Source organism: Hymenobacter coalescens (assembly GCF_054783195.1).
In genome coordinates this window covers 30,324-42,485 of sequence record NZ_BAAGRA010000025.1, presented here as the reverse complement: position 1 = coordinate 42,485, position 12,162 = coordinate 30,324, and the positions used below count along the sequence as shown (strand labels likewise).

Annotated in this window: 9 protein-coding genes; 3 read left to right on the top strand and 6 right to left on the bottom strand. The window is 63.7% G+C overall.

Annotated elements, in window-relative coordinates:
• The first annotated feature begins 274 nt into the window (after positions 1 to 274).
• The gene (locus ACYVKQ_RS21430) at positions 275 to 3,529 is read left to right on the top strand and encodes a SusC/RagA family TonB-linked outer membrane protein (RefSeq protein ID WP_460677412.1); all 3,255 of its coding nucleotides are present in this window, start codon (positions 275 to 277) and stop codon (positions 3,527 to 3,529) included.
• Between the two features lie 14 nt (positions 3,530 to 3,543).
• Entirely contained in the window at positions 3,544 to 5,025 is a 1,482-nt protein-coding gene (locus ACYVKQ_RS21425; RefSeq protein WP_460677411.1) for a RagB/SusD family nutrient uptake outer membrane protein, read from the top strand.
• Between the two features lie 109 nt (positions 5,026 to 5,134).
• On the opposite strand, the gene ACYVKQ_RS21420 is transcribed toward ACYVKQ_RS21425, so the two are convergent.
• From ACYVKQ_RS21420 to ACYVKQ_RS21405, 4 genes are all read right to left on the bottom strand, one after another.
• Positions 5,135 to 5,911, bottom strand: a complete 777-nt coding sequence (locus ACYVKQ_RS21420; protein WP_460677410.1) for a LytR/AlgR family response regulator transcription factor — start codon at positions 5,909 to 5,911, stop codon at positions 5,135 to 5,137.
• A 65-nt stretch (positions 5,912 to 5,976) separates the two neighbouring features.
• The gene (locus ACYVKQ_RS21415) at positions 5,977 to 6,999 is read right to left on the bottom strand and encodes a sensor histidine kinase (RefSeq protein WP_460677409.1); all 1,023 of its coding nucleotides are present in this window, start codon (positions 6,997 to 6,999) and stop codon (positions 5,977 to 5,979) included.
• Positions 7,000 to 7,137: 138 nt separating this feature from the next.
• Positions 7,138 to 7,986 (bottom strand): hypothetical protein, encoded by an 849-nt coding sequence (locus tag ACYVKQ_RS21410; protein ID WP_460677408.1) that lies wholly within the window; start codon positions 7,984 to 7,986, stop codon positions 7,138 to 7,140.
• 43 nt (positions 7,987 to 8,029) lie between these two features.
• Positions 8,030 to 8,479 (bottom strand): ABA4-like family protein, encoded by a 450-nt coding sequence (locus tag ACYVKQ_RS21405; RefSeq protein WP_460677407.1) that lies wholly within the window; start codon positions 8,477 to 8,479, stop codon positions 8,030 to 8,032.
• A 175-nt stretch (positions 8,480 to 8,654) separates the two neighbouring features.
• Here ACYVKQ_RS21405 and ACYVKQ_RS21400 point away from each other — a divergent pair, with 175 nt between their 5' ends.
• Positions 8,655 to 9,368, top strand: a complete 714-nt coding sequence (locus ACYVKQ_RS21400) for a hypothetical protein (RefSeq protein ID WP_460677406.1) — start codon at positions 8,655 to 8,657, stop codon at positions 9,366 to 9,368.
• 67 nt (positions 9,369 to 9,435) lie between these two features.
• Here ACYVKQ_RS21400 and ACYVKQ_RS21395 read toward each other — a convergent pair whose 3' ends face one another.
• Positions 9,436 to 9,840 carry a hypothetical protein gene (locus ACYVKQ_RS21395; protein ID WP_460677405.1) on the bottom strand — a complete coding sequence of 135 codons (405 nt, stop codon included), beginning with the start codon at positions 9,838 to 9,840 and terminating at the stop codon, positions 9,436 to 9,438.
• Between the two features lie 94 nt (positions 9,841 to 9,934).
• Complete coding sequence (locus ACYVKQ_RS21390) at positions 9,935 to 12,115, bottom strand: dipeptidyl-peptidase 3 family protein (protein ID WP_460677404.1); 2,181 nt, start codon at positions 12,113 to 12,115, stop codon at positions 9,935 to 9,937.
• Between the last annotated feature and the right edge of the window lie 47 nt (positions 12,116 to 12,162).

Here is a 12,162-nt window from a genome sequence, read left to right as displayed (position 1 = left end):
CGTAGGCAGTGCGTCCGGGCGACGTTTTTCTTGTGGGCTTATGGTGCTGTATGGGTGGGCAATTGGCCCTCAACAGCTTGGAAACACCTGAAAAGGCGCTAATGCGTGCTGTCGAGCTTTGTGAAAACAGCAAAAACCAAGCGAATTAAAAATCATTAACGACGGTGTTTGTCGGCCGATGTTGCAAATACATTCATAAAAATTTGCTTGCTGCTTAAAAGTAATACTAATTGGCTTCGAATAATGTAATCCTGTTCAACCACAACCTACACGCATGAAGAAAAATCTACTCGTAGGCTCTATTGCGGTTCTCGCAGTAGCCAGCCATGACTTGTATGCCCAGAACCGGTCCGTTACTGGGCAGGTAGTGGGAACCGACGGATCCGGATTGCCGGGGGTAAGTGTGGTGGTAAAGGGTACTTCCAACGGCACCACCACCGATGCTGAGGGCCGCTATACCCTTTCCGTAGCAGAATCGGCCAAATCGTTGGTTTTCTCGTTTATCGGTTACGATACGAAGGAAGTAGCGCTGAGCGGACAGTCCAGCGTCAACGCCACGCTTAACACCAAGACTACCGGCCTCGATGAAGTAGTCGTGGTAGGCTACGGAAGCGGCCAGAACCGGCGCGAACTAACCGGCGCTATTACGTCGGTTAGCGGGGCGGTAGTAGCCCAAAAGCCGGTGCAAAGCTTTGAGCAAGCCCTGCAAGGGCAAGCCCCGGGCCTGAACATCACGACGCCCAACGGCGTGTTGAACAACCCGCCGGTGGTGCGCATCCGCGGCGTAAATTCCGTGAACCTAAGTTCGGACCCGCTCTACGTTATCGACGGCATCCCGGCTTTCAGCGGCAACCAATCGGCGGTGGCCAACGTGGCCAACAACCCGCTGAGTAACCTGAACCCCAACGATATCGAGAGCATTGAGGTGCTGAAGGATGCTGCGGCCAGTGCTATCTACGGCTCGCGCGCTGCCGGTGGGGTTATCCAGATTACCACCAAGAAGGGCCGCCGCGGCCAGAGCCGCGTTACGCTCGACTCGTGGGCGGGCTGGTCGGAACCGGTGCGTCTTTATGAACTGCTCAACGCCGAGCAGTACATGGAGATTAAGAACGAAGCTGTACGCAACCTGAATGCCAACCGCGCCGCCGCGCCGGGTGGCGTGGCCAACAACCTGGAAGGGGCTTTTCGGCCCACGCTCGACGCCAACGGCAATGTCATCGACACGCGCTGGTACGATGAAGTGTACCGCACGGGCTTCTCGCACTCCAACAACGTAAGTTTCTCGGGCGGCACCGACAAGACCACCTTCTACTCTTCGGTAGGCTACACCGGGCAGAAGGGCATGCTGGAGGGCAACGAGTTCAAGCGCCTCTCCACCCGCCTGAACGTGGACCACCGCGTATTCAAAAACGTGTCGGCTGGCCTGCGCGTGAGCTATTCCAACAGCAACAACGCCTCGCCCAACTCGGGCTCGGTGGGCGACGCGGCCTTCAGCGTGGCCGGCCTGGGTCGTTCCCCGTTGGTGTTGCCGCCCAACATTCCGGCCCGCAACCCCGACGGTACGCCCAACCTCAGCGGCGGCGCCGTGGGGCCCAACGTCGGACCGGGTGCCAACCTGAACCCGATTCCGGCGGCTACCACGCCGTCCTTGCGCTACGACCCGCTGGTGCCGGGCTACTACAACCCGATTGTTGACCTGGAGAACAACTACTTCACCTCCGAGAGCAACGACCTGCAGGGCAGCGTGTACGCCAACTGGGAAATCCTGGCCGGCCTGAACCTGCGCACCAACTACGGCATCAACAACCTGGCCTTCGAGGACAAATCGTTCAACACGGCCATTGCGGGCGACGGTTTCTCCACGGGTGGTACGGCTTCCAACTACTTCCGCACCAACAAGCGCTGGAACTGGGCCAACACGCTGCAGTACGACCGCACCATTGGGACCAATCACACCATATCGGTGCTGCTCGGTACCGAGCAGCAGCGCACCCGCATCCAGCGTTGGGGCGCCACTCGTACGCAAGTAGCTGACCCGTTCTTTACTACGTTCCAGGGCAACTACACCAACATCACCGCCGCAGGGAGCTTCCAGGGCGAAAACTACCTGACTTCCTACTTCGGCCGCTTTACCTACGATTTCAACAAGAAGTACCTGCTGGGCTTTAACGCCCGCCGCGACGGGTACTCGGCTTGGGCGAAGAAGTGGGGCAACTTCTACGGTGCCTCGGCAGGCTACATCATTTCGGAAGAAGCCTTCTGGCAAAATTCGCCACTGGCAAAAGTTGTTAACTTCCTGAAAATCACAGGTAGCTACGGTGAAGTAGGCAACGCCAACGGCATTTCTGACTTTGTGTCGCTGGCTACTTACGGCTCGGGCCTGTACGCAGCTTCTCCGACGCTGTACTTTGCCCGCCCCGGCAACCGCGACCTGACCTGGGAAACCAGCAAGAAAACGGACATCGGCTTCTCCATGGGCCTGTTCGACGACCGCCTTACCGGGGACTTTGCCTACTACCGCAACCTCGTCGACGGGCTGATTCTGGATGCCCCGACGGCTCCGTCGCGCGGCATTCCGGCCGGCATCACCGGTGCGGGCGACCTGACCAACATCAACTCCATCGCCGCCAACATCGGCTCGATGCGTAACACGGGTATTGAAGTGAACCTGCGCTTCAACGCCGTGCAGAAAACCAATTTCAGCTGGACGGTGAGCGGTAACGTAACCACGCTCAAAAACCGCGTGCTGACGTTGGTAAACAAAGACCAGCGCATCGGGACGGCCACGTCGGGCCTTGAAACGGTAAACTTCACGCAAGTAGGCCGCTCGGTGGGCGAAATCCTGGCAGTTCCCTCTGTGGGCATCAACCCCGACAACGGGCGCCGCATGTTCCGCAAAGCGAACGGCACCATCGTGCAGTACGACCACCAAGGCACCGGCTGGACCACGCTGGAAGGGCAGGCTGCCACGGCACCCACCCAACAGGTTGACGGTATCTATTACGGCCCGACCATGCCGCGCTGGTTTGGCGGCCTGGACAACAGCTTCCGCTTCCTGAACTTCGATCTGGGCGTGTTCCTCCAGTACTCGGGCGGCAACTACATCTACAACGGTACCAAGGCCGGTCTGCACGACCAGCGCTTCTGGAACAACCACGTGGACATCCTGGACCGCTGGACGCCGGATAACCGCAACGGCTCGTGGCCGCGCGTGGTGTTCAACGACAACGTGTCGAACGGTTCGGCACTGGTCATGTCGTCGAACGTGGAAAAAGGCGATTTTGTCCGCCTGCGCAACGTTTCGCTGGGTTATTCGCTGAAGCAGGATATTGCTACCCGTCTGAACGTAAACAGTGCCCGCATTTACGTGCAAGTGCAGAATGCTGCTTTGATTACCGGCTACTCCGGTATCGACCCGGAAATTTCCACCAACGCGGGCGGCACGGCCAGCAACACCGGCGCCGGTGTTGACCGCAACTCCATCGGCCAGGCCCGCACCTACACCGTCGGCCTCAACATTGGCTTCTAAAAGAGGATTTTCAGATGAACATAGTATTGAAGAACAAACTGGCCGTAGCCGCTCTTTCGACGCTGCTGGCTTTGGGCACAGCCGGGTGCAACAAGGATCTGCTGGAACCCTCACCTGAAATTCTGATTTCCGATCAGGTCGTGTTCGATACCCCGGCGCGTATTGAACTGCAAGTCAACGGCCTCTACAGCTTCGTGAAAACCGGGGCCTTTTACGGCGGACGTTACGTGATTTATGGTGACATCCGGGCCGATGACTTCATCAACCGGACCACCAACAACGTTACCGGTTTCAGTGTGTGGAACCACACCGTGACGGGCACCTCGCAAAACGACGTGGTGAACCTCTGGGCCGCCGCCTACCAGGCCATCAACCAAGCCAACGTGTTCTTGGCGGGCATGGACGCCAACGAGAGCAAGTTTGTGGCGCCGGTTTTCCCGGGCAACTTTGCCACCACCACCGCCAACCAGTACCGCGGCGAGGCCCGGCTGCTGCGTGCCCTGAGCTACTACTCGCTGCTGCAGTTCTACGCCCGTCCTTACGCCGACGGCAACGGCAGCAAGCCCGGCCTGCCCCTGCGCCTGCAGCCCGAAACCACCCTGGCCGGCAACGACCTGGCCCGCAGCACGGTGGCCGAGGTGTACGCCCAGATCCTGACCGACCTTAACTTTGCCGAGCAAAACCTGCCGCTGACCAACGGCAGCCCCACCACCCGGGCCCACCGCAACACGGCTATTGCCCTCAAGACGCGGGTGCTGCTGAGCATGGGGCGGTACACGGACGTCATCACCGAGGCCAACAAGATCGTGTCGGCCACGGCCCCGTTCACGGCTACCACCGGCGTGGCGCACGCGCTGAATCCGTCCATCGCGGCGGTGTTCACCACGGCCCAAAGCAGCACCGAGAGCATTTTCAGCTTCCCGGCCACGGCCCAGAACGCGCCCGGCACGCAAAACCAGCTGGCATATTATTACCTGCCCACGCCCACGGGCAACGCCGAGTTCTTCCTTAACTCGAGCGGCATCCTGGGCAACGCGGCCTGGACGGCTACCGATGCCCGCCGGACGGCTTTCGTAACGACGGTCGGCACGACTTCCTACCTGAAAAAGTACGCTACCGGCACCCCCTACACCGACAACGTACCGGTAATTCGCTACGCGGAGGTATTGCTGAACCTCGCTGAGGCCCGCTTCCGCACCGCCGGGGCCGCCGATCCGCAGGCCTTGGCCCTGCTGAACGCCGTGCGTACCCGCTCGAATCCCACCGGTGCCTATCCGGCCTTTACCAGCGCCGCCGCGGCGGTGGATGCCGTGCTGCTGGAGCGCCGCATCGAGTTCCTGGGCGAAGGCCTGCGCAACAACGACATCATGCGCCTTAATGCTACGATTCCGGGTAAGAGCTCGGTTAGTGCCGTGCCGCCCAGCAGTCCGCTGTACGTATGGCCCATCCCGGCCCCGGAGCTACAAACCAACGGCCTGATGACCGACAACATCTAAGCGGTGATTGACAGTCCAAAAAAACGGCTTCTCCAGCAACGGAGAAGCCGTTTTTTTGTGCGCTCGGTAACGCAAAACGCGGCGCCCGAATGGCTGCTATCCCGGCTCTTCAGCTTTCCAGCCAGCTCTTGACCGCGGCCGCCTTCTCGCGGCTGACGATGACTTCGTCGGCGGGGGCGGGCTGCAGGTCGAGCTTGAGCTTGCCGTTGAACCACGGATGCAGGCGCTGCACAGCAGGCAGCTGGGCCAGAAATTGCCGGTTCAGGCGAAAAAACTGCCGACCATCGAGCAACTGCTCCAGCTGCTCCAGGGTGTACTCGACGAGGTAACGCTGCCCGGCGAGGGTGACCAGCGTTACCGTCTCGTTACGGCTCTGAAACCAGGCAATGGCGGTGGCCTGTATGGGTAATAGCTGCTCGCCCTGGCGCACCAGGAAACGGGATTTGGGCGCTGGAGAGGCATTCGTGCCGGGCTGCTGCGTCAGCAGGCTCTGCAGCCGCTGGGCTACTTCGGATGCCGTCAGGGCCGGGCTATGCCACTGCCGCAGCTTCTGCAGGGCGGCCTGCAGCTCAGCCAGCTTGATGGGTTTGAGCAGGTAATCGACGCTGTGGGTCTTAAATGCCTGCAGCGCGTACTGGTCGTAGGCCGTGGTGAAAATGACGGGCGTGGTTACCACCAGCTGGTCGAACACGTCGAGGCTGATGCCGTCGGCCAGGTGAATGTCGGCCAGGATAAGGTCGGGGGCGGGGTGGGTGCGCAGCCACGCCACGGCCCCGGCCACCGTATCGTGCTGGGCCACCACCCGCGCCTCGGGGGCGGCTTGGGCCAGCAGGTGCTGCAGCCGCTCGGCGGCCGGGTATTCGTCTTCGAGCAGCAGGACGTTCATCTGCGAGTTGAGAAAAAGAAATACGGGGAAGTGGGAGTGCGGAGCGGTTGACCCGGACGTCAACCTCAGCCTTGCCCCATTTCACCAATGAGCGGCAGGCGTACGGTAAAGGTATCGGGGGCGTCGTCGACCTGCACCGGGTGCTCGGGCAGCAGCAGGGCGTACCGCTCGCGGATGTTGCGCAGGCCCATGCCGGTGCTGGGGCCCAGGCGGGTGGTGCGGGCCCGGCGGGCGTTGCAGACGGTCAGCCAGCCCGCTTCGGCTGCCACGTGCACCAGCAAAGGATGCTGGCGGGAGGCCTCGTTGTGCTTGAGCGCGTTTTCGATGAGTAGCTGCACGCTCAGCGGCGCTACATGCCGTTCGAGCAGTTCGGCGGACACCTTCACACTGACTTGCAGGTTGTCGCGCAGGCGGGCTTTCTGCAGGGCCACGTAAGCCTCGACGAAGGCCAGTTCCTCGCGCAGCGGCACGGTGCGCCGCTCCCGGCTCAGGAGCACGTAGCGGTACACGTCGGCCAGCTGCTCCACAAAATTCTGCGCGGCCGCGTTGCCGGGTTCCACTAAAGCGGCCAGGGTGTTGAGGGAGTTGAAGAGGAAATGCGGATCGAGCTGCTGCTGCAGCGCCTCCAGCTGGGCCTTCTGCCCGGCGTTCTGCAACTGCTCGGCCCGGCGTACGTTGGCGGCCCACTGCAGAAAGAAGTGCCGGCTTTCGTAGCCCAGCATGACCACCGTGGTCGGCAGCAGGTTGAAGATGATCTGGGCGGCGAAGGAGTTCGGCGTGAGCTTAAAGAACTCCGGCAGGGCCACGTGCAGCAGCGCTACCACAGCCACGGTGGCCCCGCTGGTGTACAGCAGGCAGGCGCCCAGCAGCAGCCACAGGCGCCGCGTGGTTTGCTCCACCTGCGGGTAACGCTCCACCAGCCGGGCCCAGATGACGCGGGTGCCCTGCCACAGCACCACCGTAAACAGCAGGGAAATGCCCCATTCGACCAAAAAAACCGACCAGGAACTCCAGTGCCGCGCGTAAAGTAGCACGATGAGCAGGCTCAGCAGCGGCATGCCCACCAGGCGAATTCGCAGGTCGTTCATAGCAAGCGGTAAGGCGGCAAGTTACGCCGCGGCGGACGCCCCTCCGCGGCAAGGAATCGTAGTCTACGTGCGGCGAGCCTGGGACGAGTGCGCCGGAAAAGAGCCTCCACGGCACCCGCCAGCACCGGTGCACGGTGTTTAGCGGGCGAGCAGCGGCAGGCCTTGCATGGCGTGCCAGTAAAGGCCCGCTACCGCACCGGCGTACCCCGCTGCTATCAGCACCATGCCCAGCACCTGGCTGACGGATGACAGCGCCCGGCGCCCCAGCAGCCAGCCGGCCAGGGGCAGGGCCTGCAGCGCGTGCAGGCCCAGGAAGTGCGCCGCCCGCAGGTCGCCGTGGCGGGTGCTCCAGCCCAAGATGGGCAAGCCCGCGCCGCCGTCGGCCGCGCCCACGGTGTGGGCCATTTGGGCCGACATGCTGCCGCCCACGGCGCTGCCCACCAGGAAGAGCAGCAGCCCCAGCCGGATGCCCCACACCCAGGCCGCCGAGCCGAACGGGCGGTGCCGGAACACCAGCACGATGGCCCAGCCGATGGCCACGGTGTTGATCAGGATGAAAATGCCCATCACGTTGAACACCATCATGTCGAACACCGAGTCCATGTTGAAGTGCGAGGTGGTACCGCGGGCCGCCTGCATCATCACGCAGCCGATTTCGACGGCCATGGCCACGGCCACCAAGCGGCCGATGCGGCGGGCCGCGCGTTGCGCCGGCGCCGGCACGTCGGCCAGCAGCCAGGCCAGCGTCCAGAGGTAGAGGATGCCCGACAGGCAGAACTTGACCGGCTTGATCCACACGTTCAGCCCGGTGACGGTGCGCTCGTCCCATGGCCAGAGCACCAGCGCCACCGCCAGCAAGGCCACGTGCAGCCAGCCGACCCAGGCCAGCGCGGGCTGGCAGCCATGGAGCGCGCGTAGCCAGGCCGGGCGAATGGAAGACGCAGCGGCGGTGGGCAGCATCAGGGTAGGGGCAAGGGCAGTTTTCATGGCTGGGAAAGGTCTTGGCGTGGATTAATGGAAGTAATCAGGGTTACACCGACTGGGGCGTTGCCTCGGGGGCGGGGCGCAGCTGCCGCAGGCCGGCGTACAGCAGCAGGCCGATGGGGCCAACCAGGAACGTGAGCACCAGCGCGGGCAGCAGCAGCAAGCGGGGCAGGCCGCGGCGCTCCGCGTCGCGCACTTCCCAAATGCCCACGGCCAGATCGAAGCAGAGGTAGTGCACCCAGCCGGCGGTGAGGGCCCACGGGTCGCGAAACAGCGCCGCTACCCCGGCCAGGGAGCTGAAGCCGCCTTCGGCGGCCTGCGGCCCGAGGTAATGCACCACGAGCAGGGCGGCGTAGGTAGCGGCCAGCAGCAGCAGCCAGAGGCCGCTGCGGATGAGGCGCCGCGTGACCACCCAGCGCGGGGCCAAGGCCAGCAGCAGCCAGGCCGGCAGCACGGCCGTATTGGCCAGGGAAAAAACGAGTTCGGGTGTGAGCATCGGCAGGCAAGAGTATGGCCAAAACTACGCGCCGCGCCGCGCCCACCGAACCCCAAGCAGGGCGAAACGTCGGGCCGCGGGGGTGAACCGAAAAGCCGGGCGGGCGAAACGACGGCGCGGGCGCCGCCAAGGGCCGGAGCACAACCAACTCCGCACCGGCGCGTAGCTTTGCCGCGTGAGAGGATTTGTCCAGAAAGCCCTGCCGCCGGTCCTGCTCGGCCTGGTCCTGCCCGCCGCGGCCGCCGCGCTGCCGCCCGACAGCAGTCGGGTGCGGCAGGCGCACCGCCGCGTGGTGTTTCAGTTCGATCAGCGCTTTTCGCTGCTGCAAAGCCAGCTGGTGGGCATCAACGGCCTGAAGCTGGGCGTGGAGTGGCGCGGCCGCCTGCGTACCGGGGTGGGGCTGTACTTCCTCAGCAACGGGCTGCCCACCTCGGCCCCGTTTCCCAGCTTCGTGCCGCCCGGCGCCCGCGACGAGGTGCGCTTCCGCTACGCCGCGCTTTACGGCGAGTATGTGCTCATCGGCAACCCGCGCTGGGAGCTCAGCACGCCGGTGCAGGCCGGGCTGGGCCGCTACTACCTGCGCTACCAGTACCCCGACGGCACCGTGTACCGCACGCCCCGCCAGCACATCTGGCTCATCGAGCCCACCATTGGCGGGCACATGCGCGTGTTCCGCTGGATCGGGCTGGGCGCCGGCGTGGGCTACCGGCAGGCCCTGCTCACCGCAGACAAGCTCGAAGACGACATCAGCGGAGCCATCTTCTACGGCCGCGTGAAGCTGTTTCTCGGCGACCTGTACAAAGTCGTGCGCGGCCGCCAGCGGCTGTTCTCGCAGCAGGGCCTGCACCGCCGCGACTACGCCCCGCGCCCAGCCGGGGCCCAGCCCTAAACCACCGGCGCCCGCCGCAGCTGCTGAGCTGCGGCGGGCGCCGGTGGTTTTTACGAAATCGGGAAGGTTAGCGCGTCACGTTTACGCCCGTGGAGGAGCGCGGGCGCCGCAGCACGTAGTAGCGGTTGCCGTTGGGGCCGGCCCGGTCGATGTTGCCGGAGGAGCCGGCGGGCACCACCTGAATCACCTCCCAGCCCAGGTTGCCCATGTAATTCAGGGCTGTAATGGGGGTGGCAAATACCTGCAGTTTACCTACTTCCACCTTCGACAGCTCCGGGCCGCCCAGCTTCTCAGCGCCGTAGCCGAAGTCGGCGTACACGTCTTTGCCCACGATGCGCACCTCGCAGTACTCGTAGCGGACGGCCTCGGGGGGTGGCGCGGCCAGGTTGCGGGTGCCCGACTGGGCGTGCACGGCCGAAGAGCTCAGGCCCAGGGCCAGCAGCAGAAACAGGGAAGGGAAGAGGTGCTTCATAAACGCTAAGGGAGAGGGGAACACGAAGAAAGCAAAAAGGCCGGCAGCATCCGAAGGTGCTGCCGGCCTTTTTACCTCAAAAAGTGCAAAATAGTTAGTTCACGTGCGGCAGGTAGGAGTACTTGCGGCCGTAGTCGAGCATCTGCTGGGCGAAGTCCGAAGGGTATTCCAGCTTCACGTCCACCACCTTGCCGTCCTGTTCCACCGGCACGAGGCGCGGCTGAATGAAACCGGCGTAGGGCGCGATGTTAAGCTTCTGGTAGCGCTGCAGCACTTCCTTGTGCAGCACCGGGTCCACCTTCACGCCGTAGTTTTCGATGAGGTTCTTGGCCCCGTTGTAGTCGCCTTCGCTCGTCACGCGCTGGGTTTCGCGCAGCAGCTGCCCGAACAGCCCGCGCAGCTTCTGGTAGTCGTTGACGCGGAAGTACGTCTTGCCGTTTTGGGTCACCTTCTCGATAACCTTGTCCTTCTGGCCCTTTTCGTACGCCCACTTGGCCACCATCTGGCGGTTGCGCATGTGCGATTCTTCCACCGTTTCGCCCAGGGGCAGGCGCACCAGCTGGGTCATCAGGCCGTTGCGGATGTAGCTGTCGTACTCGGCCTTGCCCACTTCCAGGCTCGGCACCACGCCCATCTCCACCAGCTTGGGGTCCATCAGGTAGTAGAGGGCCACCAGGTCGGCGCGGCCTTCCTCGATGGCCGAGGCGTAGCTCTTGAGCGTCTCCTTGGGGGTGCCCACGCCGGGGTTGATCTGCCCCGAGGCGTGGCCGATGACCTCGTGCATGTCGGTGTGCAGCTTGCCCGCGAGCGAGCCGAACTGCCGGGCGCGCTGCCGTTCGGCGTCGGTCAGCGTGAACTCGTCGAGCATGCCGCCGGCCGAAGCCTGGTCGTACGCTTCCACGATGTTGCCCAGGTTCACCGACTTCGAGCCGTGCTCCTTGCGAATCCAGTTGGCGTTGGGCAGGTTGATGCCGATAGGCGTCGAGGGGGCGGCATCGCCCGACTCCACCACCGTGGTAATGACCTTGGCCGTGATGCCCACCACGTTCTTTTTCCGGTGTTCAGGCTTGATGGGCGCGTTGTCCTCAAACCACTGCGCCTGGTCGCCGATGGCCTTGATGCGCTTGGTGGCCTCCAGGTCCTTGAAGGAAACCACCGCCTCGTAGGTGGCGCGGTAGCCCAGCGGGTCGCCGTACACTTCGATAAAGCCGTTGACCACATCGGTACGCGACTTGGTGTCGCGCACCCAGGCGATGTTGTACTCGTCCCAGGTTTTCAGGTCGCCGGTGGTGTAGAACTGCACCAGCTTCTGCAGGGCCAGCTTCTGCTCGGGGTTTTCGGCCACGTCGGCGGCCTTGCCCAGCCAGTAGGCAATCTGCGTGATGGCCTCGCCGTAGAGCCCGCCCACTTTCCAGGGCTGCTCCACCACCTTGCCCGACTTGTCCTTCACCAGGCGCGAGTTCAGCCCGTAGGAGACGGGGCGCGGGTCTTTCTTGTCGATTTTCTTGGCGTAGAACGCCTCCACTTCCTTCTGCGTCAGGCCCTGGTAGAAGTTGTTGGCCGAGGTGGCCACCAGATCCTGCCCGGCTTCCTGGTTGACGCGCTTCGCGTCCAGCGTCGGGTCGAAGATGATGGGGGTGATGGTGGCCAGGAATTTCTCCACCGACTCGCCCCCGAGCAGCGGCAGGGTGCTGCGGTCGGCGGCGCGCACCAGCTCAGCGAAATACTCGCGCGAGCAGTCCGGCACGAACTTGCGGGTGCTGTAGTGGTGGTGCACGCCGTTGGAGAACCACACGCGCTTGGCGTACACGTTGAACTTCTGGGCCTGCTCCACCTGCTGGGTATTGGAGGTGGCCGCCATGCGTTGCTGGTTCAGCGGCCAGAGGGCCTCCAGCGTGCGGCGCACGCGCAGGTTGTGGCGGTAGTTCTGGTCGTAGGTGATGTCGCGGCCGGCCAGGGCAGCCTCGTAGAGGTAGTAGAGCAGCTCTTTCTGCTTGGGCTCCAGCGTTTCGAAGCCCGGCACCTGGTAGCGCAGGATGCGCAGGTCGGCAAACTGCTCCGTCACGGTCTGGAAGGGTTCAGCGGCCGCGGGGCGCACCAAGGGGGCGTCAGCCGCTGGCTGCGCGATAGAAGCGGCTGACTCGGCGACGGCCGTGGCCGTGGCGGCGCCCACGGCGTCGGTGGTAGCGGGGGAAGTGGTAGCAGCGGCACCGGCGCAGCCCGCCAGGCCCAGGCCCAGCAGCCAGGCCGCGGGGCGCAACAAGGTATGTTTCATCAAAAAACGAAATAGACGGGTGGAGTCGTGGCTGCAAAGCAACGCAT

Excerpts from the sequence above, each read along its gene's own strand:
- ACYVKQ_RS21430 (WP_460677412.1), top strand. The coding sequence starts at position 275 with ATGAAGAAAAATCTACTCGTAGGCTCTATTGCGGTTCTCGCAGTAGCC.
- ACYVKQ_RS21425 (WP_460677411.1), top strand. The coding sequence starts at position 3,544 with ATGAACATAGTATTGAAGAACAAACTGGCCGTAGCCGCTCTTTCGACG.
- ACYVKQ_RS21420 (WP_460677410.1), bottom strand. The coding sequence starts at position 5,911 with ATGAACGTCCTGCTGCTCGAAGACGAATACCCGGCCGCCGAGCGGCTG.
- ACYVKQ_RS21415 (WP_460677409.1), bottom strand. The coding sequence starts at position 6,999 with ATGAACGACCTGCGAATTCGCCTGGTGGGCATGCCGCTGCTGAGCCTG.
- ACYVKQ_RS21410 (WP_460677408.1), bottom strand. The coding sequence starts at position 7,986 with ATGAAAACTGCCCTTGCCCCTACCCTGATGCTGCCCACCGCCGCTGCG.
- ACYVKQ_RS21405 (WP_460677407.1), bottom strand. The coding sequence starts at position 8,479 with ATGCTCACACCCGAACTCGTTTTTTCCCTGGCCAATACGGCCGTGCTG.
- ACYVKQ_RS21395 (WP_460677405.1), bottom strand. The coding sequence starts at position 9,840 with ATGAAGCACCTCTTCCCTTCCCTGTTTCTGCTGCTGGCCCTGGGCCTG.
- ACYVKQ_RS21390 (WP_460677404.1), bottom strand. The coding sequence starts at position 12,115 with ATGAAACATACCTTGTTGCGCCCCGCGGCCTGGCTGCTGGGCCTGGGC.